At 72.9% G+C, this 26,406-nt stretch carries 23 protein-coding genes; 11 read left to right on the forward strand and 12 right to left on the reverse strand.

The window, feature by feature from the left end; all coding sequences use genetic code 11:
- Position 1 precedes the first annotated feature (1 nt).
- The 3 genes from F4692_RS03410 to F4692_RS03420 all read right to left on the reverse strand — a co-directional run bounded on the left by F4692_RS03410 (position 2) and on the right by F4692_RS03420 (position 3,796).
- Complete coding sequence (locus tag F4692_RS03410) at positions 2-1,225, reverse strand: SfnB family sulfur acquisition oxidoreductase (RefSeq protein WP_179618208.1); 1,224 nt, start codon at positions 1,223-1,225, stop codon at positions 2-4.
- Complete coding sequence (gene sfnG, locus F4692_RS03415; protein WP_179618209.1) at positions 1,222-2,334, reverse strand: dimethylsulfone monooxygenase SfnG; 1,113 nt, start codon at positions 2,332-2,334, stop codon at positions 1,222-1,224. Before sfnG ends, F4692_RS03410 begins: the two co-directional genes overlap by 4 nt.
- 166 nt (positions 2,335-2,500) lie before the next feature.
- Positions 2,501-3,796 carry an acyl-CoA dehydrogenase family protein gene (locus tag F4692_RS03420; protein ID WP_179618210.1) on the reverse strand — a complete coding sequence of 432 codons (1,296 nt, stop codon included), beginning with the start codon at positions 3,794-3,796 and terminating at the stop codon, positions 2,501-2,503.
- A gap of 142 nt (positions 3,797-3,938) precedes the next feature.
- Between F4692_RS03420 and F4692_RS03425 the strand changes: the two genes are divergently transcribed.
- On the forward strand, positions 3,939-4,928 hold the full coding sequence (locus tag F4692_RS03425; protein WP_179618211.1) for a LysR family transcriptional regulator: 990 nt from the start codon (positions 3,939-3,941) through the stop codon (positions 4,926-4,928).
- Positions 4,929-4,950: 22 nt separating this feature from the next.
- On the opposite strand, the gene hemE is transcribed toward F4692_RS03425, so the two are convergent.
- Positions 4,951-5,985, reverse strand: a complete 1,035-nt coding sequence (hemE, locus tag F4692_RS03430; protein WP_308645142.1) for a uroporphyrinogen decarboxylase — start codon at positions 5,983-5,985, stop codon at positions 4,951-4,953.
- Positions 5,986-6,056: 71 nt separating this feature from the next.
- Here hemE and F4692_RS03435 point away from each other — a divergent pair, with 71 nt between their 5' ends.
- Both F4692_RS03435 and F4692_RS03440 read left to right on the forward strand, forming a co-directional pair.
- On the forward strand, positions 6,057-6,677 hold the full coding sequence (locus tag F4692_RS03435) for a DUF3000 domain-containing protein (protein ID WP_179618212.1): 621 nt from the start codon (positions 6,057-6,059) through the stop codon (positions 6,675-6,677).
- Complete coding sequence (locus F4692_RS03440) at positions 6,677-7,969, forward strand: HRDC domain-containing protein (RefSeq protein ID WP_179618213.1); 1,293 nt, start codon at positions 6,677-6,679, stop codon at positions 7,967-7,969. Before F4692_RS03435 ends, F4692_RS03440 begins: the two co-directional genes overlap by 1 nt.
- 12 nt (positions 7,970-7,981) lie before the next feature.
- Here F4692_RS03440 and F4692_RS03445 read toward each other — a convergent pair whose 3' ends face one another.
- The 5 genes from F4692_RS03445 to F4692_RS03465 form a co-directional block, all read right to left on the reverse strand.
- The gene (locus F4692_RS03445; protein ID WP_179618214.1) at positions 7,982-9,400 is read right to left on the reverse strand and encodes an extracellular solute-binding protein; all 1,419 of its coding nucleotides are present in this window, start codon (positions 9,398-9,400) and stop codon (positions 7,982-7,984) included.
- Positions 9,401-9,409: 9 nt separating this feature from the next.
- The gene (locus F4692_RS03450; RefSeq protein ID WP_179618215.1) at positions 9,410-9,814 is read right to left on the reverse strand and encodes a type II toxin-antitoxin system PemK/MazF family toxin; all 405 of its coding nucleotides are present in this window, start codon (positions 9,812-9,814) and stop codon (positions 9,410-9,412) included.
- Between the two features lie 289 nt (positions 9,815-10,103).
- On the reverse strand, positions 10,104-10,700 hold the full coding sequence (locus F4692_RS03455) for a hypothetical protein (RefSeq protein ID WP_257029473.1): 597 nt from the start codon (positions 10,698-10,700) through the stop codon (positions 10,104-10,106).
- Positions 10,701-10,722: 22 nt separating this feature from the next.
- Positions 10,723-14,550: an ATP-dependent RNA helicase HrpA gene (gene hrpA / locus F4692_RS03460; RefSeq protein ID WP_179618216.1), complete on the reverse strand. Its 3,828-nt coding sequence runs from the start codon at positions 14,548-14,550 to the stop codon at positions 10,723-10,725.
- Between the two features lie 87 nt (positions 14,551-14,637).
- Complete coding sequence (locus tag F4692_RS03465) at positions 14,638-15,039, reverse strand: hypothetical protein (protein ID WP_179618217.1); 402 nt, start codon at positions 15,037-15,039, stop codon at positions 14,638-14,640.
- 123 nt (positions 15,040-15,162) lie between these two features.
- Here F4692_RS03465 and F4692_RS03470 point away from each other — a divergent pair, with 123 nt between their 5' ends.
- From F4692_RS03470 to F4692_RS03485, 4 genes are read left to right on the forward strand one after another with little or no spacing between them, the layout of a single operon-like run.
- Positions 15,163-15,879, forward strand: coding sequence for a response regulator transcription factor (locus F4692_RS03470; protein WP_374757289.1), 717 nt, complete (start codon positions 15,163-15,165; stop codon positions 15,877-15,879).
- The gene (locus F4692_RS03475) at positions 15,876-17,297 is read left to right on the forward strand and encodes a sensor histidine kinase (RefSeq protein ID WP_179618219.1); all 1,422 of its coding nucleotides are present in this window, start codon (positions 15,876-15,878) and stop codon (positions 17,295-17,297) included. Before F4692_RS03470 ends, F4692_RS03475 begins: the two co-directional genes overlap by 4 nt.
- Positions 17,298-17,318: 21 nt before the next feature.
- A complete protein-coding gene (locus tag F4692_RS03480) occupies positions 17,319-18,152 on the forward strand; it encodes an SDR family NAD(P)-dependent oxidoreductase (RefSeq protein ID WP_257029474.1) in 834 nt (277 codons plus the stop codon).
- 31 nt (positions 18,153-18,183) lie between these two features.
- A complete protein-coding gene (locus F4692_RS03485) occupies positions 18,184-18,750 on the forward strand; it encodes a ribonuclease FAU-1 family protein (protein WP_179618220.1) in 567 nt (188 codons plus the stop codon).
- Here the strand turns inward: F4692_RS03485 and F4692_RS03490 are convergent.
- Positions 18,728-20,119: a threonine/serine exporter family protein gene (locus tag F4692_RS03490; RefSeq protein WP_308645143.1), complete on the reverse strand. Its 1,392-nt coding sequence runs from the start codon at positions 20,117-20,119 to the stop codon at positions 18,728-18,730. The two genes, F4692_RS03485 and F4692_RS03490, sit on opposite strands and share 23 nt — an antisense overlap.
- Before the next feature lie 79 nt (positions 20,120-20,198).
- Between F4692_RS03490 and F4692_RS03495 the strand changes: the two genes are divergently transcribed.
- Entirely contained in the window at positions 20,199-21,332 is a 1,134-nt protein-coding gene (locus F4692_RS03495) for a glutamate--cysteine ligase (protein ID WP_179618221.1), read from the forward strand.
- 91 nt (positions 21,333-21,423) lie between these two features.
- A complete protein-coding gene (locus tag F4692_RS03500) occupies positions 21,424-22,827 on the forward strand; it encodes a WS/DGAT/MGAT family O-acyltransferase (protein WP_179618222.1) in 1,404 nt (467 codons plus the stop codon).
- Here F4692_RS03500 and F4692_RS03505 read toward each other — a convergent pair.
- Entirely contained in the window at positions 22,824-24,038 is a 1,215-nt protein-coding gene (locus F4692_RS03505) for a site-specific DNA-methyltransferase (RefSeq protein WP_308645144.1), read from the reverse strand. The two genes, F4692_RS03500 and F4692_RS03505, sit on opposite strands and share 4 nt — an antisense overlap.
- Positions 24,039-24,069: 31 nt before the next feature.
- The gene (locus tag F4692_RS03510) at positions 24,070-24,438 is read right to left on the reverse strand and encodes a VOC family protein (RefSeq protein WP_179618223.1); all 369 of its coding nucleotides are present in this window, start codon (positions 24,436-24,438) and stop codon (positions 24,070-24,072) included.
- A gap of 60 nt (positions 24,439-24,498) precedes the next feature.
- On the opposite strand from F4692_RS03510, the gene F4692_RS03515 reads away from it, so the two are divergent.
- Positions 24,499-24,957, forward strand: coding sequence for a MarR family winged helix-turn-helix transcriptional regulator (locus F4692_RS03515; RefSeq protein ID WP_179618224.1), 459 nt, complete (start codon positions 24,499-24,501; stop codon positions 24,955-24,957).
- A gap of 46 nt (positions 24,958-25,003) precedes the next feature.
- Positions 25,004-26,401, forward strand: a complete 1,398-nt coding sequence (locus F4692_RS21715) for a phosphodiester glycosidase family protein (RefSeq protein WP_179618225.1) — start codon at positions 25,004-25,006, stop codon at positions 26,399-26,401.
- Positions 26,402-26,406 lie beyond the last annotated feature (5 nt).

Consider the following 26,406-nt stretch of genomic DNA (forward strand, 5'->3'; position numbering starts at 1 on the left):
GTCAGAGCTGACCGTGGTTGGGGGGCGGGGTGCCGTCGACGACGTGGCGACCGAGGTGCTGGACCTTCCACGCGGCGGGGTCGTGCAGGGTGTGGGTGCGCGCATTGCGCCAGTGGCGGTGCAGGTTGAGCGAGTCGAGCGCCGAGCGCGTCCCGGCGACCTCGAAGAGACGGCTCGACACCTCGACCGCGACGCGCGCCGAGAGGGCGCGGATCGCGGCGACTGCGAGGCTGGCCTCGGCCGCGGACTCGGCGGTGAGGCGGGCGTTCGCCCCGTCCACGGCCCGCCCGGCCTCGCGCAAAAGGGCCTCCGCGGCGCGTACGTCCACCTCCATCTGGCCGAGGGCCTGCACGACGAGGGGGTCGTCGGCCGCGCGCTCGACGGCGGCGTCCGGGTAGGGCCGCGACGTCGTACGCACGAAGTCGGCCGCCTCGAGCAAGGCGGCGCGGGCGATGCCGACGTCGAGCCCGGCGTGCAGGACCTGCGCGAACGCGCCGTAGGTCTGTGGCCCCTCGAAGGTGAGGTGGTAGGGCGTGATGCGGTCCTCGCGGACGTCGACGTCGACGAGGTGGACGGTGCCGCTGGCCGTGGTGCGCTGGCCCATCCCGTTCCAGTCGTCGGTCACCGTCACGCCGGGTGCGTGGCGCTCCACCCACGCGACGTGGAGGGGGCCGGCGCCCGGTGCGGCGAGGGTGTCCTTGTGCGCGAGGACCGGGATCCAGTCGGCGAAGAGGGCACCGGTGCTGTAGCCCTTGGTGCCGGTCAGGGCCCAGCGGCCCTGCCCGACCGGCGTGAGGGTGGTCCGGATGTCGCGGACGTGCCGCGTGCCGGTCTCCGACTGGGCGTTGCCGAACCGCTTGCCGGCCAGCACCTCGCCGAAGAAGAACGCCTGCTGCTCCGGCGTGCCCTGGTGGCGCATCGCGTTGACGTAGACGAAGTGGCTGTGCGGCACCTGCGCGACGCTGGGGTCGCCGGTGGCGAGGATGCGGAAGATCTCGACGAGGGTCTCGACGGGAAGGTCCGCCCCGCCGTGCTCGGCAGGCACGGTGACAGCGAGCAGGCCGGAGGCCGAGAGCCCCTCGACCTCGCGGGCCGGCAGGACGCGGTCGCGGTCGCGCTCGGCCGACGTGGCGGCGAGGTCGGTGGCGATCCGCGTCGCGACCTCGAGCGCGTCGTCGGCGGAGAGGATCGGGACGGTGGTCGTACGGGCGGGGGCGAGCGTCATGCGACGCGCTCCTGCTCGGCGGCCTCGAGCTCGCGCACGATCGGCAGCACCTCGCGACCGAAGTGCTCGACCTCCTCCTGGAAGTGCAGGAAGCCGAGAAGGAACAGGTCGACGCCGCGACGCTTGAACTCGATCATCCGCTGCGCGACCTGCTCGGGGGTGCCGACCAGGCCGGTGCGGAAGCCGTCGTTGTACTGCACGAGGTCGCGGAAATCGGAGTCCTGCCACATCCCCTTGCGGTCACCGGTGGACTGGCCGGCCTGCTTGACCGCGTCGCCGAAGCCCTTGACCGCCTCGGGGTTCGCCTTCGCGATGATCTCCTCGAGGGTGTCGTGCGCCTCGGCCTCGGTGTCGCGGGCGACCATGAAGCCGTTGACCCCCACCTTGACCGTGCGACCGGCCGCGGCGGCGGAGGCGGCCACGCCCTCGATCTGCTCGCTGATGCCGTCGGGGGTGTTGCCGTTGGCGAAGTACCAGTCGGCCTGGCGTCCCGCGACCCCCTGCGCCGCGGTGGAGTTGCCGCCCATGAAGATCTCCGGCGTGGGACGGCCCGGGAGGTCGAGCGGCTTGGGCTTGAGGTCGAAGTCGGTGAGCTGGAAGAAGTCGCCGCGGAGGGTGGCGTGGTCGTCGGTCCACATCGCGCGCAGGTAGGCGATGAACTCCTCGGCCATCCGGTAGCGCTCGCCGTGCTCGAGCCAGCGCACGCCCATGCTGGTCGCCTCGTCCTTGAACCAGCCGGACACCACGTTGATCGCGGCGCGACCGTTGCTGAGGTGGTCGGCGGTGGCGATGAACTTGGCGAGCACGCCCGGGTGCCACATGTAGGGGTGCACGGCCGACATCACCGTGAGCCGTTCGGTGGCGAGCAGCAGGGCGAGGCTGAGCGACGTGGCCTCGTGCTGGTACGCCGCGCCGTAGGACGCGGTGTAGCGCACCTGGGTGAGGGCGTAGTCGAACCCGTTCTGCTCAGCCGTCTGCGCCAGTCGCTTGTTGTAGTCGTAGTCCCAGCTGGTGCGCTGCTCGATGTCGGAGATCACCAGGCCGCCCGAGACGTTGGGCACCCAGTAGGCGAACTGGAGGGGCTGCGTGGCGGGGCTCTGCGTCGTCATCGGGGTCCTCGGGCTTTCATGTCAATCTGTATTGATCTTGTAGACAAAAGTAGCAGTCCAGGCCGGCGGTCCGGGCCGACGACGCGGCTCGAGATGTCGAGGGGGTGGGAGGCGGTGCCTTGCAGGTGCCCCCTCCCACCCCCTCGCGGAGCCGGTGCGTGACCGGTCAGCTGGTGGGGGCGGGCCGCGACCCGACCCAGTCCTGGCGCCGGCGCGTCCCGCCGATGGACCAGGCGTACGGCGGGGGCGTGCCGTTGACGGCGTGCGCGCCGACGACGCGGGCCTTGAGGATCCGCGGGTTGTGCGAGGCCACTGTGCGCGCGTTGCGCCAGTGGCGGTCGAGGGCCTGCGGCCGCGCGGTGGCGGACGCGCCGAGCACGTCGAAGATGTCCGAGGTCGCGCGCAGCACGAGCTCGGAGACGACCACCTGGGCGGTGGACGACTCGATCTCGCTGGACTCCACGAGGGCGGCGACCTCCTCGGGCCCCGCGAGCACGGCGTCGGCCACGGCCTGGACCGACTCGGCCACCCGCAGCGTGGCGGCCTCGGCGGCGTACACCGCGGCGGCGACCTCGCCGACGCGCGCGAGGACCTGGGCGTCGTCGCGGACGCGGGGCGCGTTGGCGTGGGAGAAGTTGCGCGTGCGCTTCTGCACGGCCTCGACGACGTCGGTGAGCGCCGCCTTCGCGATGCCGGTGAGCGTCGCGAGCAGGTTCAGCTGGTAGAACGCCGTCTGGTAGGGGAAGCGCTCCTCGAAGGGCAGGACGTGCTCGGCCGGGACCGACACGTTGTCGAAGGTCGTCGTGCCGCTGCCGGTGCCCTTCTGGCCGAAGCCGTTCCAGTCGTCGGTCGTCACGACACCCGCGTCGCGGGTGTCGACGAGGGCGATCGCGGTGGGGTCCTCCACCTCGTCGGGGTGGCCGGGCAGCGCGAGGCGGGCGTGGACGTCGGTCCACTCGGCGAAGATCGTGCCGGTCGTGTAGTACTTCGTGCCGTCGAGGCGGTAGGACCCGTCGGCGCGCGGGCGCAGCACCGTGCGCGGCAGGTCGATGTCCGAGCCCACCTCCGACCAGGCGTTGCCCGCGATCTCCCCGGCGACGAACCGGTCGAACCACACGCGCTGCTCGCTCCCCCGCGCGTGGTGCCACAGGCGGTCCTCGACGAGGGCGAAGTGGCCGCGGAAGGCCTGCGGCAGGTTGGCGTCTACGGCGGCCAGGTCGATCCAGAGCCGCGCGAGGTCGGCGAGCCCGACCCCGGCGCCGCCGTACGCCCGGGGGACGCGCAGCGCGCCGAACCCCTCGGACTTCAGCAGGCGGACGGCCTCGACGGGCAGCTCGCCGTCGACCTCTCGCTGGAGGGCGCCCTCGGCGATGGACGCGAGCACGTCCGCCCAGTCGGTGCGGGGGTGGTCGGTCGCGGAGTCGTTCCGGCTGCGGGTGGGCCGGACACGCAGGGTGGTCATGGGTGGGTTCCTCCCGTTTTGTATAGTTACTTAGTAGACTTTAGGGAACCGGGGCCACGAACCACGACAACCCGGCGGCAGGTTTTCCCGACCACGTCGCCGGCCGGAGCCGCCGGCACACCACAGAGAGCAGGAGCCACAGGTGCGGATCGAACAACTGGAGTACCTCGCGGCGGTGACCGAGCACGGGTCGCTGCGCCGGGCGAGCGAGGCCATGCACATCTCCCAGCCCGCGCTGAGCGAGGCCGTGACCAAGCTCGAGAAGGAGCTCGGCACGACCCTCCTGGACCGCCGCCGGACCGGCTCGCGGATCAGCCGTCAGGGCCTGGACCTCCTGCAGAGCATGACCGAGGTGCTCGAGGCCGTGGACCGGTTGCGCCAGGCCGCCGGTCAGCAGTCCGCGCGCCGGCGCGACCTGCGCATCGGCACGGTCAACACCGCGTCGACGAGCCTCCTCGCTCCCGCGCTGCGCGACCTCCACGCCCGGCACGGGTCGGGCGGGGTCGAGGTCGTCAACGCCCGGCAGGCCGACATCCAGCAGGGCCTCGTGGAGGGCTCGCTGGACCTCGGCCTGGTCAACGTCCTGCCCGGCGACGAGGTGTCACCGAGCCTGGTCGCCGACAGGCTCATCGAGGGCACCCCCGTCGCGTGCCTGCGGGCCGATCACCCGCTCGCGGCCCAGGAGCGGCTCAGCGTCGACGACCTGCGCTCCGAGCCGCACGTGCTCATGCGGCCGGGCTACGTGATGCACCGCTATGCCCACAAGCTGTTCGGCGGCACGATGCCGGGGACGACCTACGCCAACGACGGCGCCGAGATGGGCAAGGCGATGGTGGCGGCCGGGCTCGGGATCTCGATCCTGCCGGACTTCTCGATCGCCGCGGACCCGCTGGTGCGGGCCGGCGTCCTCACGACGCGACCCATCGCGACGGACCAGACCACGGTGACGCTGCTGATGCTGCGCCGCCGGGCCGACCGCGTGCCCGAGCCGGTGCGCGACCTGCAGACGGCACTCGTACGCCAGGCGCGGGCGTACGTCGCCGCCGCCGAGCCGGAGACCGCGACGCCGGACCTGGCGCTCGCGTCGACGGTGACGCCGATCAGCAGCGCCCGCGCCCGCTCGGCGCAGTAGCCCGACAGCGGTCCGCCGGCCGTCAGTACGCCTGGACGAACTCCGTCAGCGCCTTCAGCTGACCCGGGTCGGTCGACGGGATGACGCCGTGGCCGAGGTTGAAGATGTGACCCCTGGCCGCGCGGCCCGCCTCGATCACCTCGGCGGCACGCTGCGTCATGACGTCGGTGGGCGCGAAGACGAGGGTCGGGTCGAGGTTGCCCTGCACCGCGCGGTCGCCGACGAGCGGGATCGCCCGGTCGAGCGGCGTGCGCCAGTCGACGCCGACGACGTCCGCCCCGGCCTCCCCCATCAGCCCGAGGAGGTTGGTGGTGCCGACACCGAAGTGGATCCGCGGCACGCCGAGCTCGCCCGCCGAGGCCAGCACCCGCTGGGAGTGCGGCATCACCGAGGCGCGGTAGTCGGCCGGGGTCAGCGCGCCGGCCCACGAGTCGAAGAGCTGCACCGCCGAGGCGCCGGCCTCCACCTGGATCCGGAGGTAGGTCGCGGCGATGCCGGCGATCTTCGCCATCAGCGCCTCCCACACGTCGGGCGCCCCGAACATCATCGCCTTGGTCCGGGCGTGCTCCTTGGACGGCCCGCCCTCGACGAGGTAGGACGCGACCGTGAACGGCGCGCCGGCGAAGCCGATCAGCGGCGTCGCGCCGAGCTCGGCGACGAGCTGGCGGACGGCCTGGGAGATGAAGGGCACGTGCTCGGGCGTCAGGTCGGGGATCGCCGCGACGTCGGCGAGCGTGCGCACGGGCGAGGCGACGACCGGGCCCACCCCGGGCTTGATGTCGAGGTCGACGCCGACGGCCTTGAGCGGCAGCACGATGTCGGAGAAGAAGATCGCCGCGTCGACGCCGTAGCGGCGGACCGGCTGGAGGGTGATCTCGGTGACGAGGTCGGCGTCCATGCAGGACTCGAGCATGCCGATGCCCTCGCGGACCCTGAGGTACTCCGGGAGCGAGCGGCCCGCCTGCCGCATGAACCAGACCGGGGTGTGGGACGGCACCTCGCCGCGGGCGGCGCGGAGGAAGGGACTGTCCGACAGGTCCGGGTGCGGGGTGCTCACGCCTGAATCTTCGCAGCTCAGGCGGCGTGGCGGCACATCGGGACGGGCGAGGGCTGGCCTACTCTGACCACATGGTGGCCCGTCACGAGACCCACCCGGGCAGCGCTGCCGCGGCTGGGCCCGCGGAGTTCCGCGCGGCTGTGGAGACGATGCGTCGAGCCTCGCTGCGCCCGGAGGTCCTCTGCGAGGAGATGCCCGCTCCGCAGCGGATCGCGCCCTGGTCGTCCGCGCTCAGCGGGGACGTCACCGTCGACGACGAGGACCTCGGCACCGGACGGCTGATCCTGCTGCACGACCCGTCCGGCAACGACGCGTGGGACGGCACCTTCCGCTGCGTGGCCTACGCCCGCGCCGACATCGACCCCGAGCTCGGCGCGGACCCGATGCTCGCCGCGGTCGGCTGGTCCTGGCTGACCGAGGCGCTGGACGCCCACGGTGCCGGCTACCACGCGGCGTCGGGCACGGTGACGTGCGTGAGCACCGAGAGCTTCGGCGGGATGGCCGACGAGGACGGCACCGCCCAGGTCGAGATCCGGGCGTCGTGGACCCCGGCCGTCGACGAGGACGGCGGCCTCGACATGACCCCGCACGTCGAGGCGTGGGGCGAGCTCATGTGCACCGCCGTGGGGCTGCCGCCGGTGCCCGAGGGCGTGACCGCGATCCCGAGCCGACGCGGGCAGCGCGGCACCTGATGCCCGACGCCCAGGACACCCGGCCGGAGGACGGGCAGCCGGAGGACGCGCAGCAGCCGGAGGACACCGCGACCGAGGCCCCGCCCCCGGCCCCGCTGCTCGAGCTCCGCGACGGCCTGCCCGGCGTCGTCGAGACCGACGAGGGCCTCGCCGAGGCCTGCGCCGCGCTCGCCGGCGCCACCGGGCCGGTGGCGATCGACGCCGAGCGCGCGTCGGGCTACCGCTACTCGAACCGTGCCTACCTGATCCAGCTGCGCCGCGAGGGCGCCGGCACGTGGCTGGTCGACCCCATCGGGCTGACCACGCTCGCCCCGCTCCAGGAGGCGCTCGAGGGCACCGAGTGGATCCTCCACGCGGCGACGCAGGACCTGCCGTGCCTGCGCGAGGTCGGGCTGACCCCGACCAGCCTCTTCGACACCGAGCTCGCCGGCCGCCTGCTCGGCTACCCGCGCGTGGGCCTGGCGACGCTCGTCGAGACGATCCTGGGCCAGCGGATGCGCAAGGAGCACTCGGCCGCCGACTGGTCGACCCGACCGCTGCCGACGCCGTGGCTCGAGTACGCCGCGCTCGACGTCGAGGTTCTCGTCGAGCTGCGCGACCACATGGCGACCGAGCTCGAGGCCGCCGGCAAGGCGGAGTGGGCGCGGCAGGAGTTCGAGCACCTCCTCGACTTCCAGCCCGCCGTCCGCGTGGACGCCTGGCGACGGACCTCCGGCGTGCACCGCCTGCGCGGGCGCCGCTCGCTCGGTGCGGCGCGCGCCCTGTGGGAGGCCCGCGACGCCATCGCCGCCGAGCGAGACGTGACCCCGGGCCGCATCCTCCCCGACTCCGCGATCGTCGCGGCCGCCACCGCGATGCCGACCGACCGTCGCGCGCTGCTCTCGACGCAGGGCTTCCACGGCCGTGGCGCCAGCCGCTACTCCTCGGCGTGGGTCGACGCGCTGCAGCGGGTGCGCGACATGTCCGAGGAGGAGCTGCCGAGCCGGGCGCCGCGGGGCGACGGTCCGCCGCACCCCCGCACCTGGGCCGAGCGCGAGCCGGTCGCCGACCGTCGCTTCAAGGCCGCCCGCGAGGCGATGCTCAACCTCGCCGAGGTGCACCACCTGCCGGTCGAGAACCTGCTGACCCCCGACTACCTCCGGCGCCTGATGTGGGCGCCACCGTCCACGCGCGAGCCCGCCGAGCTGGCCGAGGCCGTACGCACCCAGCTGACGGCGTACGGCGCGCGGCCGTGGCAGGCCGGGCTGGTCACCGGGGCGCTGGTCGGGGCGATCCTCGGGGCCGAGCAGTAGCCGCTCGCCGGACTACTCGCTGGGCGACTCGCTCGGCTCGGGCGACTCGGTGTCGGTCTCGTCCTCCTCGGGGGACAGGACCGTCTGCGACGCCTCGTCGATCTGCTCGGTCGTCAGATCCAGGTCGAGGGTGCCGGGCGCGGTGACCAGGCGCTCGAGCAGCGGCGTGACGGCCTCGACCAGCTCGAGCCGCTGGTCGATGAACGGCGGCACCACCATGTAGCGGATGCTCGCGTTGAAGACCTCGGAGTTGGCGGGCTCGAGGTCGGGGGCGAGGAACTCGTCCGACGCGGCGACCTGGGTGTTGGCCGGGACGATGTAGCCGGTCGCGGCGACCGTCGAGATCGCGGCGTCGGAGACGGCGTAGGCGATGAAGTCGGCGGCGTCGCCGGTGACCTCGGAGTCGGCGGAGATGCACAGGCCGCTGATGTCGCCCACCGTCGCGCGGGTGTCGATCGTCGGCATGGGGAGGACGTCGAAGTCGAGGTCCTCCGCGTCGCGCAGCTGCGGCACGAGGTTGCGGAAGCCGGCGATCATCGCGAGCTCGCCGCGCTTGAAGAGCTGGACCGGGGTGGCCCGGGCGAGCTGGGCGTTGGTCGGCGTCAGCGTCGAGTTCCGCAGGACCTGCAGGGTCTGCTCGAGCGCCTCGCGGGTGCTGTCGTCGGAGAACGCCAGCGACGTCGGCTCGCGGTCGTGGTTGAAGACCTGCCCGTCGCCGGAGTAGATGAAGGGGGCGAGGCCCTGGAGGGTCGGGTCGATCCACACGCCGCGCTTGTCGCCGCGACGCGACGCGAACTCGGCGGCGGCACCGAACTCGGCGAGCGTCCAGCGGTCGCGTACGCCCTCGTCGTCGGCCGAGGGCACGTCGAGCTCGCGGCGCTCCATCTTGTCGAAGTCGACGAGCCGGGTGTTGTAGTAGATGACCATCGGCGAGACGGAGTAGGCCATGCACTGGAGCTCGTCGTCCATCGCGAAGGCGTCGACGGCGTCACGGGAGAAGCGGTCACCGAAGTCGACCCCGCGCTCGTCGAGCAGCAGGCTGACCGGCTGCAGCGCCTCGCCGTCGACGAGCTGGCCGAGGTCGATGCGCGAGGTGAGGAAGACGTCGGGGGCGTTGCCGGCGAGGACGTCCTCGAGGGCCGACTCGTGGTCCGGCCACGACTTCAGGCTGACCTGACGGGTGGTGGAGCTCGCGTTGAAGGAGTCGACGACGCTCTGGAAGGCGGCCACCTCCTCGTCGGTGCCGTAGGCGCCGAAGGTGAGCTGCCGCGGCTTGGCGGTCGGCTTGCCGGACTGGCCGGACGACTTCGTCGGCTGCGGCTCGGGCTCGGCGTCACCGGTGCACGCGGCGGTCACGGCCGTCAGCAGGAGGGCGCAGCCGGCGAGCGCGCCGCGGCGCAGGGCGAGACGGGGTGAGGATGCACGAACCACGGCGTGACCCTATCCGTGCAGCCCACGCCAGGCACTGACGACGGACGTGAAGATGGTCTCGTCCAGGGCCGCCCCCTCGCGGCGGATCTCGTCGCGCCGGAGGTGGAGCACGCGGTCGAGCCGGACCTCGCTCGGCCGGCCCTGGCCGTCCCAGGCGCCGGTGCCGACGTCCATCCAGTACCGGCCGTGCCGTGCCTCGTCCTCGGCGTCGCGGTCGTGGTCCTGGCTGCTGAGCATCAGCCCGATCCAGCCGTCGGCCTCGGCACCGTGCCCACCGGACGTGCCGAGCAGGAGGACGGGGCGGTCCTTGCCCCGGCTGGGGTCGTCCTCGTAGGGGACCCAGGCCCACACGACCTCGCCCGGGTCGGGCTCGCCGTCGATCTCCGGCGCGTAGCGCGCGACGTCGTCACTCACGTCTGGAGCCTAGGCGAGCGACGGAGGAGCTCGCCGTGGCGGAAGAGGTCGAGTGGCCCCGCGGCCGAGGAACGAGGCCGCGACGGGCCGTATCGAGACCCGGAAAGCGGGGCGACGGAGGAGCTCGCCGTGGCGGAAGAGGTCGAGTGGCCCCGCGGCCGAGGAACGAGGCCGGGATGAGCGAGTGCGCCGGACCGGGAGCGCCTCACGGCGCGTGGCCGCTCGTAGCGGCTTATTTCGGGACCCGGGGCTGCCACAGCCCGACGCACTCACGGACCATTTTAGTCGGTCAGGCCAGCGTGTCGGTGATTTCCCCATGTCCGGCCGACTCGAGCTGCTCCGACAGGGCGAGCATGCGGGAGATCTCCTCGTGGGACGCGACGCCCAGCGTCGCGCGCCCGGCGGCGACGATCCGCGCGAAGGCGGCAGCCCGGAACAGCGTGACCGCGAAGTCCCCGCGCGCGATGCCCCGCAGCACGTCGTCGACCATCCGGCGCAGCTCGTCGGGGCCGGGCGGGTCGGCGACACCCGCGACCACGCGGGCCACGTCGGCGCGACGCTGGCCCGCGTCGTACTCGGCCGCGACGCGGTCGGGGTCGGCATGGACCCACGAGCGCAGGAGGAAGAGCCGCCACAGGCTGCCGGCCAGCGTGTCCGCCGGGGCGCCGGACCACACCTCGGCCAGCGTCTCGAGGCCCTCGTTCTCGGCGAGGTGGACGATCCGCTCGGCGACGGCGGGGTCGTCGGAGTCACGGGCGCCCCGGACGAGGACGGTGGCGGCGAGGTCGCCGGCCTCCCGCACCCTGGCCGGGTCGGCACCGCCCACGATGTCGGCGAAGAAGCCGTCGCCGGGCGTCATCGGGCGGTGGTGGGGGCGACCGGTCATGCAGCCAGCCTAGGGACCCGCGCTAACCGCGGGCCATGACCTTGCGGATCCGCTGGTCGCTGACCTTCTCGCGCGTGCCGAGCTGCTGGGCGAACAGCGACACGCGGTACTCCTCCAGCAGCCAGCGGGCCTCCCGCAGGTGCTGCGGCGCCGGCTGACCGTCGGGCAGCGCGGCGACCGCGTGCAGCCACGCCTCCTGCAGGCCGGAGAGCTGGTCCATCAGCTGGCGGTCGCGCGCGACCTGCTGGTCGAGCCGCTCGCGTCGGAGGGTGACGGCCGCGAGGTAGCGGCTGAGGTCCCGCAGCCGCGCGGGACCGGCCTCGGCCACGAAGCCGACCGTCATCAGGCGACCCACCTGGGCCCGCATGTCGGTGAGCGCGGGGAGGGTCATCAGGTCGGCCCGGCCGGAGATGGCCTTGTCGGTGGTGCGCCACGCCTCCAGGACCCGCATCACGTCGTGCACGGCCGCGCTGGTGCCGACGGCCACCGCCTCACGCGCTGCGTCGACCAGCCGGGCGTACGACGCCTCGTCCCGCACCGCCGGGTGCGCGTCGACGACCTCCCCGACGATGCCGGCGCGGACGTCGTCGAGCAGGTCGGCGACGGACGGGTAGGGCGAGCCGACCAGGGCGAGCTTGGCCCGCTGGTCGAGGCCCGCGTCGGCCAGCACGTCGTCCACGGGCCGCGCGGGGCCGAGGGCGAGCAGCACCAGCCGGCGTACGCCCAGACGGTGGTGGGCAGCCGCCTCCTCGGCGGTCGCGAGGACCTGCAGCCCGACGGAGGCGCCCTCGTCGACGAGCGCGGGGAAGCCCCGCACCTCGTGGCCGGCGCGGCGCTGGACGAACGACTCCTCGACCGTGCCGAAGGTCCACGACGTCTGACCGGTGGCCGTGACGCCGGAGTCCGCGGCGACGTCGGCCATCGCCTGCTCGAAGGTGGGCCGCAGGGGCTCCTTGAGGGCGTCGAGGTCCTTGCCGCGACCCGCCTCGGCGCCGTCCTCGGTCATCACGCGGTAGGTCGGCCGGAGGTGGGCCGGCACCTTCGCCCAGTCCCACGCGTCCCGGTCGATGACGAGGCTGCGGGTGCTGCGGGCGAACCGCTCGAGGGCGTCGAGCAGCGGCTCGGCACCGGGCGGCGTCGCGGCGAGGAACTCCCGCGCGGTGTTGGGCGCGGGCACCATCGAGACGCGGAGGTTCTTGGGCAGCGAGCGGATCAGCTCGGTCACCAGCTCCTCGCGCAGGCCGGGCACCAGCCAGGAGAAGTCGTCGGCCTCGATCCGGTTGAGCGTCGCGACGGGGACGTCGATGGTCAGGCCGTCGTCGACCGCACCGGGCTCGAAGTGGTAGCTGATCGGGAAGGTCAGCCCCGCCTCGTCGCTGTCGTGCCACTGCGTCGGGAAGTCGTTGGCCCGCACCTCGTCGGCCGTGTCGTGCGTCAGCATCGCGGGGTCGAAGGTGAGCAGGTCGGGACGCTTCTGGCGGGCCCGCTTCCACCACTGGTCGAAGTGCGGACCGCTGACGACGTCCTCGCCGACCCGCGTGTCGTAGAAGTCGAAGAGCGTCTCCTCGTCGACGACGATGTCGCGGCGTCGGGCGCGGTGCTCGAGCTCCTCGGCCTCCTCGAGCAGTCGGGCGTTCTCGGCGAGGAACCTGTGGCGGGAGTCCCACTCCCGCTGCACGAGTGCGTGCCGGATGAAGAGCTCACGGGCGAGCGGCGCGTCGATGCGGCCGTACTGCACGAGGCGGTCGGCGACCAGCGGGACGCCGTAGAGCGTGACCCGCTCGCGCGCCATGACGGCGGCGCGCTTGCGCGACCAGTGCGGCTCGGAGTACGTCCGCTTGACCAGGTGGGCGCCGAGGCGCTCGGCCCACTCCGGGTCGATCGCGGCGTTCTGCCGGGCCCACAGCCGCGAGGTCTCGACCAGCTCGGCACTCATCAGGAAGCCGGGGTTGCGCCCCTTGAGGACGCTGCCGGGGAAGATCGCGAAGCGGGCGTTGCGGGCGCCGAGGTACTCCCGCATCGGCCTGCGCTCCCGCTTGCCACCGGCCTGCCCGGGCGAGGTCTTCTCGCGCTCCTCGAGCGCGCCGACGTGGCTCAGCAGGCCGGACAGCAGCGCCTGGTGGATGCCGTCCTCGTCGTACGCCGCCCCGCCCTCGGTCGCGCCCGCCTTGCCGAGGTCCATCTTGAGCTCGCGGGTCACGGTGCGCAGCTGGGACTCGTAGTCCTGCCACTCGCGGATCCTCATGTAGTTGAGGTGCTCGCGCTTGCACATGCGCCGGAAGGCGCTCGACGAGAGCTCCTTCTGCTGCTGCTTGACGTGACGCCACAGGTTGAGCCAGGTGAGGAAGTCGCTCGACTCGTGGGTGAAGCGCGCGTGCTGCTGGTCGGCCTGGGCGCGCTGCTCCTCCGGCCGCTCGCGCGGGTCCTGGATGGACAGCGCGGCGGCGATGACGAGGACGTCACGCAGGCAGCCGAGGCGCTCGGCCTCGAGGATCATCCGGCCCAGGCGCGGGTCGATCGGCAGGCGGGCCAGGCGGCGCCCGACCTGGGTCAGGCGCGGCCCGGGTCGCTGGTCGGGCTGCGTCGACACGGCGCCGAGCTCCTCGAGCAGGTCGGTGCCGGCCTTGACGTTGCGGCGGTCGGGCGGCTCGACGAACGGGAAGCGCGCGATGTCGCCGAGTCGGAGCGAGGCCATCTGCAGGATGACGCTGGCGAGGTTCGTCCGCAGGATCTCGGGGTCGGTGAACTCGGGGCGGGCCTCGAAGTCCTCCTCGGAGTAGAGCCGGATCGCGATGCCCTCGGACACACGACCGCAGCGACCCGAGCGCTGGTTGGCGGAGGCCTGGCTGATCGGCTCGATGGGCAGCCGCTGCACCTTCGTCCGTACGGAGTAGCGGCTGATCCGTGCCACGCCGGTGTCGACGACGTAGCGGATGCCCGGCACCGTGAGCGACGTCTCGGCCACGTTGGTCGCGAGCACGACCCGGCGCACGAGCGAGGAGTGGCTGGAGAACACCTTGTGCTGGTCGGCCGCGCTCAGGCGGGAGTAGAGCGGGACGATCTCGAGGCGGTCACTGCCCAGCGCGGCGAAGGCGTCGGCCGTGTCCCGGATCTCGCGCTCGCCCGGCAGGAACACCAGCACGTCGCCCGGTCCCTCGCCCGACAGCTCGCGGACCGCCTCGACGATGGCCTCCGTCTGGTCGCGCTGGACCGGCTCGCCGTCTTCGTCGTCCTCGGGCAGCTCGAGCAGCGGGCGGTAGCGGATCTCCACGGGGTAGGTACGCCCGGACACCTCGACGACCGGGGCGTCGAAGTGGGCGGCGAAGCGGTCGACGTCGATCGTCGCGCTGGTGATGATGACCTTGAGGTCGCGCCGGCGCGGGAGCAACCGCTTGAGGTAGCCGAGCAGGAAGTCGATGTTGAGGCTGCGCTCGTGGGCCTCGTCGATGATGATCGTGTCGTACTTCTTCAGGTCGCGGTCGCGCTGCAGCTCGGCGAGCAGGATGCCGTCGGTCATCAGCTTGACCCGGCTGGCGCGGCTCGTGCGGTCGGTGAAGCGGACCTGGTAGCCCACGACGTCGCCGAGATCGGTGCCGAGCTCCTCGGCGATCCGCTCGGCCACCGAGCGGGCGGCGATCCGGCGGGGCTGGGTGTGGCCGATCAGCGTGCCGCTGTCGGCCGCCCCCCGGCCCAGCTCCAGGCAGATCTTCGGCAGCTGGGTGGTCTTCCCGGAGCCGGTCTCGCCGGCGACGATCACGACCTGGTGGTCGCGGATGGCCGCGGCGATGTCGTCGCGGCGGGCGGAGACCGGGAGCTCGGCCGGATAGATGATCTTCACAACGGGCGTCATTCTCGCCCACCGCGGCAACCCGTTTGCCCCCGCGCCCCCCTCCCGATGGACGTCCACCCGTGCGTGTGGACGTCCAGCCAGGGGCCGTCAGGAGGCGGAGCCCTCGTCCTCGGGCGGGGTGGTGGGCGTCTGGCCCGGCGGGCCGGGCTGGCCGCCGCGCATCCCGTCGCGACCGGGGCCGGGGCCGTCGCCGTCGCCGCGGTCCTCGCGGTGCTGCGTCCACCGGCCGCGGTCCCCCGGTCCGCCGCCCGGCCCGTCGTCGGTGACCGCGTGGAGGGTCGCCATGCCCATCCCGCCGACGATGATGCCCGCCAACGCGGAGGCGACGAGGGCACCGAGGCTGTAGGCGCGGTCGCCGTCGGAGCGGCGTACGGACCGCAGCCGCTCGCGGAAGCCACGGCGCTCGACCGGCCCTGTCGGCACGGCCGCGTCGGGCGTCGGGTCCGGCGCCTGCGGGCGTACGGGTTGGGTCTGGTCGTCGTCGCTCATGGAGCGAGCGTGGCCTCCCCGGCTGTGCGCCACCTGTGGCTGCGCCGTGAGGACGGCACGACGGCGCTGCCCGGACAGGGGACGCACAGCAGACGCACAGCAAGGGTCGGCAGGATGACGTCCATGCAGCAGCTCACCCGCCCCGACGGCTCCCCCGTGCGCGTCCTCGTCGTCGACGACGAGATCAACATCGCCGAGCTCCTCGCGATGGCGCTGCGCTACGAGGGCTGGGAGCTCCGGATGGCGCACAGCGGCACGGACGCCGTCGCGGCGGCGCGCGACTTCCGGCCCGACGCCGTGGTCCTCGACATCATGCTGCCGGACCTCGACGGCCTCGAGGTGCTGCGCCGCATGCGCGCCGACGGCAGCGACGTCCCGGTCCTCTTCCTCACCGCCAAGGACGCCGTCGAGGACCGCGTCGCCGGCCTGACCGCCGGTGGTGACGACTACGTGACCAAGCCCTTCTCGCTGGAGGAGGTCGTCGCGAGGCTGCGCGGCCTGATTCGTCGCGGCGGCACCGCGGCGCTGGCGGACGCCGGCAACGTCCTCGTCGTCGGCGACCTGACCCTCGACGAGGACAGCCACGAGGTGCGCCGCGGTGGCGACGAGATCGCCCTCACGGCCACCGAGTTCGAGCTGCTCCGCTTCCTCATGCGCAACCCGCGACGGGTGCTCAGCAAGGCCCAGATCCTCGACCGCGTCTGGCAGTACGACTTCGGCGGGCAGGCCAACGTGGTGGAGCTCTACATCAGCTACCTCCGCAAGAAGGTGGACGTCGGCCGCGAGCCGATGATCCACACCATGCGGGGCGCGGGCTACGTCCTCAAGCCGGCACCATGACGCTCCGCCGGCGCCGCCCGCTCACCCTCACCGCCCGGTTGGTCGCCGTGGCGGTGCTGCTGGTCGCACTGACCGCGGTGGTGATCGGCACCGCGACCACGCTGGCGATGCGCGAGAGCCTCGAGGGCCGGCTGGACGCCGACGTGCGCGACGCGATGCGCTTCCTCACCGGGCCGGGCCCGGGCGGTGACCGCAGGGACTTCGGCCCCGGCCAGCAGTTCGGGACGCTGCGGGCGGCGTTGCCGGACTCGGGCGACGGGCAGGGGCAGGTGCTGTCCGAGCAGGAGGGCGAGGGCTGGTCGGCGACCACCGCCCTCACCGCGACGCAGCTCGACGCGCTCGCGGCGCTCGGCGACTCGTCCGCGCCGCAGTCCGTCGACCTGCCGGACCTCGGTTCCTACCGGGTGCTCGTCACGGACGTGCAGGGCGGCACCGTCGTCGCCGGGCTGCCCCGTTCGGAGGTGGACCGGACGATCGAGGACCTGGTGCGCCTCGAGCTCCTCGCCACGCTCGTGGGGGTGCTCGCCGCGGCCGGCGCCGGCACGTGGGTCGTACGCCGCCAGCTGGCGCCGCTGCGCGAGGTCGCCGCGACCGCGCACCGCGTCGCCGAGCTGCCCCTCGCGTCCGGCGACATCGACCTCTCCGAGCGGGTCCCGGCCCGGCTCACCGACGAGCGCACGGAGGTCGGCCAGGTCGGGTCGGCGCTCAACACCATGCTCGACCACGTCGAGGACTCCCTGGGCCGACGGCACCGCAGCGAGCAGCAGGTGCGGCAGTTCGTCGCCGACGCCTCGCACGAGCTCCGGACGCCGCTGGCGACGATCGCGGGCTACACCGAGCTCGCCCGGACCCGACCCGAGACCAGCGGCACCGCGCTCGACAAGGTCGAGACCGAGTCGGCCCGGATGACCGCGCTGGTCGAGGACCTCCTCCTGCTCGCCCGCCTCGACTCCGGCCGGCCGCTGGAACGGCGGCCGGTGGACCTGTCCCGGCTGCTGCTCGAGGCCGTGGACGACGTCCGCGTCGTCGACGCGCAGCACTCGTGGCGGCTCTCGCTGCCGGACGAGCCGATCACCGTGACCGGCGACGAGGCCCGGTTGCACCAGGTGGTCAGCAACCTGCTCACCAACGCCCGCACGCACACCCCGGCCGGGAGCACCGTCACCGTGTCGGGCAGCGGGGACGGCTTCACCGTGCACGACGACGGGCCCGGCTTCCCTCCCGACCTCGCCCCCCACGCCTTCGAGCGGTTCACCCGCGGCGACGCGGCCCGCACCCGCGGCGGCGCCGGGCTCGGGCTCTCGCTCGTGGAGGCGATCGTGGCCGCGCACGGCGGCACGGTCGCCCTCGCGAGCACCCCGGGTGACACCACGATCACCGTCACGCTGCCCCCGGCGACACCCTCCCCCGGGGCGTAAACGCGAGTTACAGTTGTCGGCATGAGCCTGCAGACCCTCGCCGACAAGGTCGTCGTGATCACCGGGGCCGGATCCGGGATCGGCCGCGCCCTCGCCCTGCGCGCCGCACGGGGCGGGGCGCTGCTCGCGCTGTCCGACTGGAACGCCGAGTCCCTCGCCGAGACCGTACGGCTCGCGGAGCAGGCGGGTGCCCCCAAGGTGCGCCACGACGTGGTCGACGTGTCCGACCGAGAGGCGGTGCGGGCGTGGGCCGAGGGCGTCGTCGAGGAGTACGGCCGGGTCGAGCTCGTCGTCAACAACGCGGGCGTGACCGCCACGGGCGACTTCACCGACCTCGACTACGACGACCTCGACTGGATCGTCGGCGTCAACTTCTACGGCGTGGTCCACGGCTCCAAGGAGTTCCTGCCCCACCTCGTCGCGTCCGGCAACGGCGCGCTGGTCAACGTTTCGTCCCTCTTCGGGCTGGTGTCCGCGCCCGGCCAGTCGGCCTACAACGCGACCAAGTACGCCGTGCGCGGGCTCACCGAGGCGATCCGCGAGGAGATGCTGGTGGCCGGCCACCCCGTCACCGTCACCTGCGTGCACCCGGGCGGCATCCGCACCGGCATCAGCCGCAACGGACGCAAGGCGGCCGGTCTCGACGCTGCCCGCATCGACGCCCTCTTCGAGAAGAATCTGGCCAGGACGTCGCCCGACCGCGCGGCGCAGATCATCCTCGACGGTGCGCTGGCCGGGAAGCCGCGCGTCCTCGTCGGCCTCGACGCCCACGTCATCCACCACCTCGCCAAGCTCGCCGGCGCCCGCTACCAGGACGTCGTGGCGCGGATGACGTCGAGGATGCCGCTACGCTGACCCCGTCCGGGCAGGGCCTAGGGTCGCGAGCATGAGCACGCACGTCCCGGGAACGCCTGTCCGCTGCGAGATGACCAAGTGGGGCGACCGCCCCCACTGGCAGTTCGAGGGGATCTACCTCGGCAGCGACTCGCACGGCGAGTGGCTGGGGTTCCCCGCCGGGACGCACAACCACCGGCCCGGCCACGAGTTCCACTCCCGGGTCGCGTGCGTGACGCTGGTGCCCGCCGGCGGGTGGTACGCCGCGACCTTCCAGGCGCCGGGGATCTGGTGCGACATCTACATCGACATCACCACGCCCCCGGCCTGGGACGGCGACGTGCTGCGCGCGGTCGATCTCGACCTCGACGTCATCAAGATGTCGCCGGACCGGCTGTCCGACCCGGCGGAGTGGATGGCCGGCCCCGGCGAGACCTTCGTCGACGACGAGGACGAGTTCGCCGAGCACCAGGTGACGCTCGGCTATCCCGCCGACGTCGTCGCCGCCGCGCGGGCGAGCTGCGACGCGCTCGAGTCTGCGGTCCGCGCCGGCGCCGCGCCGTACGACGGCTCCCACCAGCGCTGGCTCGACGAGCTCAGTCGTTTGACAGCCTCTTGAGCGCGCGCCGCTCGGCACGCGTCATCGCCCGGAACGGGCCGACCAGCCGCGGTCCCGCGAGCCGGCTCTCCAGCCGGCGCGCCTCGCGCTTGAGCGGCTGCGCGACGTACTCCCCCAGGATCACGCCCGACGCCAGGGCGATCGCGACCGAGATCGCGGTCATCAGCGCGAGGATGCCCTGCGAGACGAAGAACCCGCCGTCGGCGAGGAACGTCAGGCCGCGGTAGATCGACAGTCCGGGGAGGAACGGCACGATGGCCGGCACCGCGACGACCAGCGGCGGCACGCGCACGCGTCCCGCGACGGCGTACGCCACCAGCCCGATGAAGAAGGCGGCCGCTCCCGCCGAGGCCGGGCGGCCGAACCCGGCCACCGCGACGGCCTGCGAGATGCCGGCCGCGACCGCGGTGATCGCCGCGATGGGCAGCACCGCGCGGCGAGGGGCGTACGACGCGACGCTGAACGCGGCGGCCGAGACGGCCGCCCCCAGCAGCACCGCGGGCAGGTCGGAGACGCCGAGCTTGCCCGGCACCAGCTGGCCGAGCTCGAAGCCGATCGCGTCGACGACCGAGATGCCGAGGGCGACCCCGGCGATGATCCCGGCGGTCGCCATCATCACCTCGATCAGGCGGGCGCTCGAGGTGAGGTAGAACCCGGTGAGCGCGTCCTGCACGGCTCCCATCAGCCCGATGCCGGCGAGCAGCATGATGATGTTGGCGGTCACGACGAGCGACGGGTCGACGTCGATCGGCGTGGCGGCGACGCCGGCGGCGAGCAGGGTCGCGATCGCCCCGCCTGCCACCTGGAGGTAGAAGAACGGGAACCGTCGGCGGGCCAGCGCGAGCTGCACCCGGTCGATCAGGACGGCCGCGACCGCAGCCACGGCCGAGACCACCGGGCCGCCGCCGAGGAACACGCCGACCGCGGCCGCCATCACGGCCGACGCGACCGTGACGGCCCACCGCGGCAGCGCGTGGCCCATCGAGACGATCGTGGCCATCCGCGAGCGCGCGAGGTAGAGGTCGGCCTGGTCGGTGAGGACGTCGCGCACGAGGTGGTCGACGGCGGTGAGGTCCTCGTAGTCGATGTCGCGCTGCTGCACGTGACGGACCATCAGGGTCGGCACGTCCTCGGTCGAGCGCTGGTGGCTCATCGAGAGCGCGGTGAAGGTCACGTCGATCTCCGCGGAGCGCAGGCCGAGGTGGTCCGCGACCGACCGCATCGTCGCCGTGACGTCGGCGGCCCCGGCGCCCGAGGAGAGCAGCATCTCGCCGATCCGGAGGCAGAGGTCCATGGTGAGGGCGATCTCGCGGGCCCGCTCCGCCTGCTCCTCGGCGGCCGCCTGGTCGGTCGGGTCGTGCTCGTCCACGGCGCCATGGTGGCACCCGCGGCGAGGTCGCCGTCACAGGGGTGATCCCGCCGGACGCGGCGCTCCCTAGACTTCTCGCATGCGCATCGACTTCCACGCGTCGGAGCGGCCCACGCTCGGGGTGGAGTGGGAGTTCGCACTCGTCGATCGGGCGAGCCGCGACCTCGTGAGCGTGGCCTCCGAGGTCCACGAGCTGGCCGGCGGCCGGCTCGACGACCCCGCCCGCCTGCACAAGGAGCTGCTGCGCAACACCGTCGAGGTCGTCACTGGCATCTGCGACACCGTCGGCGAGGCCGCGCAGGACCTCCGCGAGACGCTCGCCGTCGTCGTGCCGGCTGCCGCCGAGCACGGGGTCGACCTGCTCGGCGCGGGGTCGCACCCGTTCGCCGACTGGTCGCACCAGCAGCTCAGCGAGGGCCACCGCTACGAGGAGCTCATCAGCCGCACGCAGTGGTGGGGTCGCCAGATGCTGATCTGGGGCGTCCACGTCCACGTCGGGATGCCCGAGCGCGACCGGGTGATGCCGGTCCTGGCGTCGATGCTGACGACGTACCCCCACCTGCTCGCGCTGTCGGCCAGCTCGCCGATCTGGGCGGGCCAGGACACGGGGTACGCCTCCAACCGGGCGCTGATGTTCCAGCAGCTGCCGACCGCCGGTCTCCCCTTCGCCTTCGACACGTGGTCGGAGTTCGAGAAGTGCATCGGCGACCAGACGACCACCGGGATCATCGACTCGATGTCCGACGTCCGGTGGGACCTGCGACCCGCACCGCACCTCGGCACGCTCGAGCACCGCGTGTGCGACGGGATGTCCGACCTGCGCGAGGTGTCCGCGCTGACCGCCCTGGTCCACTGCCTCGTCGTCGACCTCGACACCCGCCTGGCCGAGGGCGAGGTGCTGCCGACGATGCCGCCGTGGCAGGTCCAGGAGAACAAGTGGCGCGCCGCGCGCTACGGCCTCGACGCGATCGTGATCCTCGACGACCGCAACCGCGAGCGGCTCGTCACCGAGGACCTCGCCGACCTGCTGGAGCGCCTGACGCCCGTCGCGAGACGCCTGGGCTGCGAGGAGGAGCTGCGCACCGTTGCCGACATCCCGACCCGCGGCGCGTCCTACCAGCGACAGCGCGCGGTGGCGCGGGAGTCCGGCGGCGACCTCGTCGCCGTCGTCGACGCGCTCGTGGCCGAGCTCGGCTACTCGCTGGAGGCCTGACGGACGTCCCCCACGAGATCGTCCTTGTGGCGGTCGTCGCGGGACGAGAGGATGCCCGGACTGCCCTGAGCGGGCACCCGAGGAGGACTTCGTGGTCAACCCGATCGACCCGACCGCCACCGGCTTCCTGCTGGCGGAGAACCGCAACATGCCGATGCACGTCGGCGGGCTGCAGCTCTTCGAGAAGCCGCAGGGTGCCGGCCGCGGCTACGTCCGCGAGATGTACGAGCAGATGCGCGACGTCGAGCAGATCGCCCCCCTCTTCCTCAAGCACCCGCACCGCTCCGCCAAGACGGCCGGCCAGCTCGTCTGGCAGCCCGACGAGCAGTTCGACATCGAGCACCATGTCCGTCACAGCGCGTTGCCCAAGCCGGGTCGCATCCGCGAGCTCCTCGAGCTGTGCTCGCGGCTGCACAGCACCCGCCTCGCCTGGGAGCGGCCGCTGTGGGAGGCCACCGTGATCGAGGGCCTGCGCGACGGCCGGGTCGCGATGTACACCAAGACCCACCACGCCCTCGTCGACGGCGTCTCGGCGATGCGACTGCTGGCCAGCGTCCTGTCGACCGACCCCGACGAGCGCAACATGCCCGCCCCGTGGGCGATGCGGGCGCGGGCACCCCGCGAGGAGACGCCGACCGACGGCGGTGCCTCGCTGTCGGACGTCTCGGCCGCCACCGTGCGTACGGCCCTCGCGATCGCGTCCGAGGCCGCGGGCATGCCCGGCGCGCTGATCCGCACCCTCAACAGGTCCGTGCGCAACGAGACCTCCGCGCTCTCGCTGTACGCCCCCCGCACGATGCTCAACCAGAACATCACCGGCTCGCGACGCTTCGCCGCCCAGGACTGGCCGGTCGAGCGGCTGCGCGCCGTCGGCAGGGCCACCGGCACCACCATCAACGACGTCGTGCTCGCGATGGTGAGCGGCGCGATGCGCACCTACCTCGCCGACCTCGACGCGCTCCCCGACACCACGCTGATCTCGATGGTGCCGGTCGGGCTCAACGCCAAGCAGTCGCACCTCGCGTCGGGCGACGGCGGCAACGCCGTCGGGTCGGTGATGGTGCAGCTCGGCACGCACCTGCCTGACCCGGCCGACCGGCTCGCCGCGATCCACCGGTCGATGAAGGACGGCAAGGAGAGCCTGTCGGCGATGACGCCCGCGCAGATCCTGGCGATGAGCGCGCTGGGCCAGGCCCCGGCGATCCTCGGTCCGGCGCTGCGGATGTCGGGTGTCGTGCGCCCGCCGTACAACCTCATCGTCAGCAACGTGCCCGGCCCGCGGACCACGCACTACTGGAACGGCGCCCGGCTCACCGGCACCTATCCCCTGTCGATCCCGATCAACGGCATGGCGCTCAACATCACCTGCACGTCCTACGACGGGAAGATGTGCTTCGGCCTCACCGGCTGCCGTCGCACGGTCCCCCACCTGCAGGTGCTCCTGCAGTACCTCGACGAGGAGCTGGTGGCGCTCGAGCAGGCCGCGGGCGTCTAGGTCCTCTGGACCACCTGGAGCCCCCCACCGAGCTGCTCCGCGACGGCGGCGAGGCGGGCGCGGGTGATGTCGGCGACGGTCGCCAGCCCGGCGAGCTGCGCGTTGGAGCCCTCCCGGGTCGGCTCGGCGGAGTTGATGCTGATGCAGCGGCGGCTGCCGCCGTCGGCCGCGTTGGCGAGGGCGACGGCGTGGCCGGTGGTGCCGCTGCCGGCGAAGGGGTCGAGGACCACGACGTCGTCGGGCAACGTCGCGAGGATCCGGCGTACGAGCCCGGTCGGCTTGGGCGACTCGAAGACGTGGCCGACGAGTGCCTTGAGCTCGGCCACCGCGGTGTCGGTCGACCCGATCTCCTCGGAGAGCCAGATGGTGCGCAGCTTCTTGCGGCGCCCACCCTCACGCACCAGCCAGTCGCGCTGGAAGATGTCGGCGCGCTCCCCGTGGCGCCCCCGGATCACCCGGCAGGCGAGGTCGTCGGGCCGCTCGTCGACCCGCGGCCGCGACCAGCGCCAGACCGCCGGCCGCCCGTCGCCGAAGACCGGCGTGAGCTCGACGCTCCCCTCGAACGCGGTCGTCGCCACCCGCCCGCTGACCGGGTCCCCGTGCAGCGGGTAGTGCAGCGTCGGGGCGGTGAGCGGGTTGAACTTCTTGTTGGTGTTGCGCAGCGGGAGGTAGCGGAACCGGCGCCCGTCCGGCGCGGTCTGCGGGAAGTCCGCCTCGTCGACGGACTCGGTCGTGCTCGCGTCGACCGCGCACGCGGGCAGGTGACGGGCGTACGCCAGGACGTACTCGTGGCTGGTCGCGAAGCCGCGGCCGAGCTGGCGACCCTTCGGGTTGAGGTTGACGACCACCTGGGCGAGGAAGTTCGCCTCCCCGAAGACCTCGTCCATCAGCAGCCGGAGGTGCGCGACCTCGTTGTCGTCGATGCTGACGAACACCGCACCGTGGGCCGCCAGCGCCTCGCGCACCGCCTCCAGCCGCGGTCGCATCATCGCGGTCCACGCGGCGTGCCGGCGGGCGTACGGGTCGGCCTGCGAGCCGTCGCGGAAGCGGTCGACGTAGGCGAACTCGTTGCCCGTGTTGTAGGGCGGATCGGTGTAGACCACGTCGACGGAGCCCGGCGCGAGACGCGGCAGCACGTCGAGGTTGTCGCCGACGTGGAGCGTGTTCCACACCGCTGCCGGCGTGGCGTCGTACGTCGACTCGTCGGCCACGTCGGCCACCCTAGGGCGTGGCTGCCCCGGATCAGCGGCGATCGTGGAGGGTCACGTGGTAGCCGTCGAGGTCGGCGAAGGTGAAGGTCCGGCCGAACGGCCCGTCGACGGGGTCGGCCACGATCCGGTGTCCGTCCGCCGCGAGGGCGTCGTGGATCTGCTGGACCTCGGTGGCGTGGAGCCAGACCGCCGCACCCACGCCGGGCTGGGAGACACCGTCGAGGTCGGTGCCCGGCGCCAGGTCGCGCACCGCGAAGGCGATCGGCGAGGTGTCGAAGACGACGGCGTGGGGAGGGCCGGACTCGGACCTGACCAGGCCGAGGTAGTGCTCGTAGAAGCGCTGTGAGGCGGCGAGGTCGCGCACCTGCAGGGAGATGAAGTCGGGGCCGGTGACGGGCATGGTGGGTCCTCTCGAGGTGGTGTCAGTTTTCTGACACTTCCAGTGTGTCAGAATCCTGACATGAGTCAAGACGGGATCGACCTCGAGACCTCCGTGGGCTACCTGCTCAAGGAAGCGTCGGCAGCACTGAGGGCGGCCATGGAGGACGTCCTGCGGCCCCTGGGGATGACGGTGACCCACTACTCGTGCCTCGAGCTCCTGGCCCAGCGCCCCGGGCTGTCCGGCGCCGAGCTCGCCCGGGGCGCGTTCGTCACGCGGCAGTCGATGCACGTGCTGCTGCAGGCGCTCGAGCGCGACGGGTTCGTCACCCGCCCTGCGGAACCGGCTGTCGGCAAGGCCCTCCCCGCCCGGCTGACCGCCGAGGGCCGCCGGCGCCTCGACGCTGCGTCGGCCGCGGTCCGCGGCGTCGAGGTGCGGATGCTGGCCGGCATGGACGCCGCCGACCAGGAGCACGCGCTGCGGTGCCTGCGCAGCATGGTCGGCTCGCTGCGCGACCAGCGCGCCAGCGAGGACCGTTGATCCCAACATTCCCACCAGTCCCACGTCGTCCTTTACTCTGGAGCGCGTGCCTTCCTCCACGCGCCGCCCCGCCCTGTCCCGCACGACCCGCCGACCGTCCCGTCAGCGGGCCCTGACGATCGCCACCTCGGGCGTCCTGGTCGCCGGTCTCGCGCTCAACGTGGGCATCGGTCCGTCGGTCGCCGACGACGGCGACGGCGTCGGTCACCGTGGCCTGGCCCAGGGGTCGCAGAGCGGCTACCGCGGGCGCAACCAGACCTCCGACGGCAAGCCCGGCATCGTGGTGGGCCCGCCGGTCAGCGCTCGGGGTCGCGTCGTGCAGACCCTCAACGACGTGAGCTACGAGATCGCGCCGGGGGTCGTGCTCCGCGAGTGGGACCAGGTCGACGGACGGCAGCCGGTCGGGCAGGTGCGGATGAACCTCGTCTCGGTCAGCCTCGACGCCGCGAACATCTCCTTCGAGGAGCTCTCGCCCACCTACGTCACGAGCCGCAAGACGGTCAGCCAGCTCGGCGGCTGGAACGCCGCCCTCGCCGCCGTGAACGGGGACTTCTTCGACATCGGCCGGACCAACGCCCCGCTCGGCGTCACGGTCAACCGCGACAAGGGCGTCCTCGGCGGCTCCCGCGAGGGCTGGATCCCGGGCGTCAACTCCACCCTGTGGTTCGACGACGCCGGCCCGCACGTCAGCCCGCTGAGCGTGCAGTACACCATCCGCCAGCGCCGGGCCTGGACGGTCAGCGGCATCAACCACCCGCGCATCCCCGCCGGCCAGATCGGTGTCTTCACCTCCGACTGGCACCGCACCTCGGGCTACGAGGTCACGATGGGCAAGAAGCGTGCCCGCGAGGTGGTCCTGCGCAAGAACCGGGTCGTCTCCAACAGGCCGAAGCTCTCCAGCGGCAAGAAGATCGGGAAGAAGGACCGCGTGCTCATCGGCACCGGCAGCGCCGCCGGGAAGCTCGCGACCCTCAAGAAGGGCAAGAAGATCACGCTGTCACAGCGCATCGAGGGCGGCAAGCCGACCGTCGCCATCAGCGGCGACCGCCCCCTGCTGGTCAACGGCGTGCGCACCGTCATCAACAACAGCATCGCCCACCCGCGTACGGCGGTGGGTATCGACGCCGACGGCCGCAGGCTGCTCATCCTCGTGGTCGACGGCCGCTCCGCGGTCAGCCGCGGCTACACGATGGTCGAGCTCGCCGACATGATGACCGCGCTCGGCGCCGAGAACGCCATCAACCTCGACGGCGGCGGCTCCTCGACGATGTACGCCCGCAACGGCACCGGGGCGATGGGCCTGGTCAACGAGCCGTCGGACGGCACCGAGCGCCTGGTGCCCAACGCGTTCGGCGTGGTCTACCACGCCGAGCTGCCGCCCGTGCTCCCGATCGTCCCGACGCCGGCGCCCACCACGCCTCCGACGGTCCCGCCCACGCCCTGACCGGC

This window comes from Nocardioides cavernae, assembly GCF_013410035.1.
GTDB classification, from domain to species: domain Bacteria; phylum Actinomycetota; class Actinomycetes; order Propionibacteriales; family Nocardioidaceae; genus Nocardioides; species Nocardioides cavernae_A.

Excerpts from the sequence above, each read along its gene's own strand:
- F4692_RS03410 (WP_179618208.1), bottom strand. The coding sequence starts at position 1,225 with ATGACGCTCGCCCCCGCCCGTACGACCACCGTCCCGATCCTCTCCGCC.
- sfnG (WP_179618209.1), bottom strand. The coding sequence starts at position 2,334 with ATGACGACGCAGAGCCCCGCCACGCAGCCCCTCCAGTTCGCCTACTGG.
- F4692_RS03420 (WP_179618210.1), bottom strand. The coding sequence starts at position 3,796 with ATGACCACCCTGCGTGTCCGGCCCACCCGCAGCCGGAACGACTCCGCG.
- F4692_RS03435 (WP_179618212.1), top strand. The coding sequence starts at position 6,057 with ATGGTGGCCCGTCACGAGACCCACCCGGGCAGCGCTGCCGCGGCTGGG.
- F4692_RS03440 (WP_179618213.1), top strand. The coding sequence starts at position 6,677 with ATGCCCGACGCCCAGGACACCCGGCCGGAGGACGGGCAGCCGGAGGAC.
- F4692_RS03455 (WP_257029473.1), bottom strand. The coding sequence starts at position 10,700 with ATGACCGGTCGCCCCCACCACCGCCCGATGACGCCCGGCGACGGCTTC.
- hrpA (WP_179618216.1), bottom strand. The coding sequence starts at position 14,550 with ATGACGCCCGTTGTGAAGATCATCTATCCGGCCGAGCTCCCGGTCTCC.
- F4692_RS03465 (WP_179618217.1), bottom strand. The coding sequence starts at position 15,039 with ATGAGCGACGACGACCAGACCCAACCCGTACGCCCGCAGGCGCCGGAC.
- F4692_RS03470 (WP_374757289.1), top strand. The coding sequence starts at position 15,163 with ATGCAGCAGCTCACCCGCCCCGACGGCTCCCCCGTGCGCGTCCTCGTC.
- F4692_RS03475 (WP_179618219.1), top strand. The coding sequence starts at position 15,876 with ATGACGCTCCGCCGGCGCCGCCCGCTCACCCTCACCGCCCGGTTGGTC.
- F4692_RS03480 (WP_257029474.1), top strand. The coding sequence starts at position 17,319 with ATGAGCCTGCAGACCCTCGCCGACAAGGTCGTCGTGATCACCGGGGCC.
- F4692_RS03485 (WP_179618220.1), top strand. The coding sequence starts at position 18,184 with ATGAGCACGCACGTCCCGGGAACGCCTGTCCGCTGCGAGATGACCAAG.
- F4692_RS03495 (WP_179618221.1), top strand. The coding sequence starts at position 20,199 with ATGCGCATCGACTTCCACGCGTCGGAGCGGCCCACGCTCGGGGTGGAG.
- F4692_RS03510 (WP_179618223.1), bottom strand. The coding sequence starts at position 24,438 with ATGCCCGTCACCGGCCCCGACTTCATCTCCCTGCAGGTGCGCGACCTC.
- F4692_RS03515 (WP_179618224.1), top strand. The coding sequence starts at position 24,499 with ATGAGTCAAGACGGGATCGACCTCGAGACCTCCGTGGGCTACCTGCTC.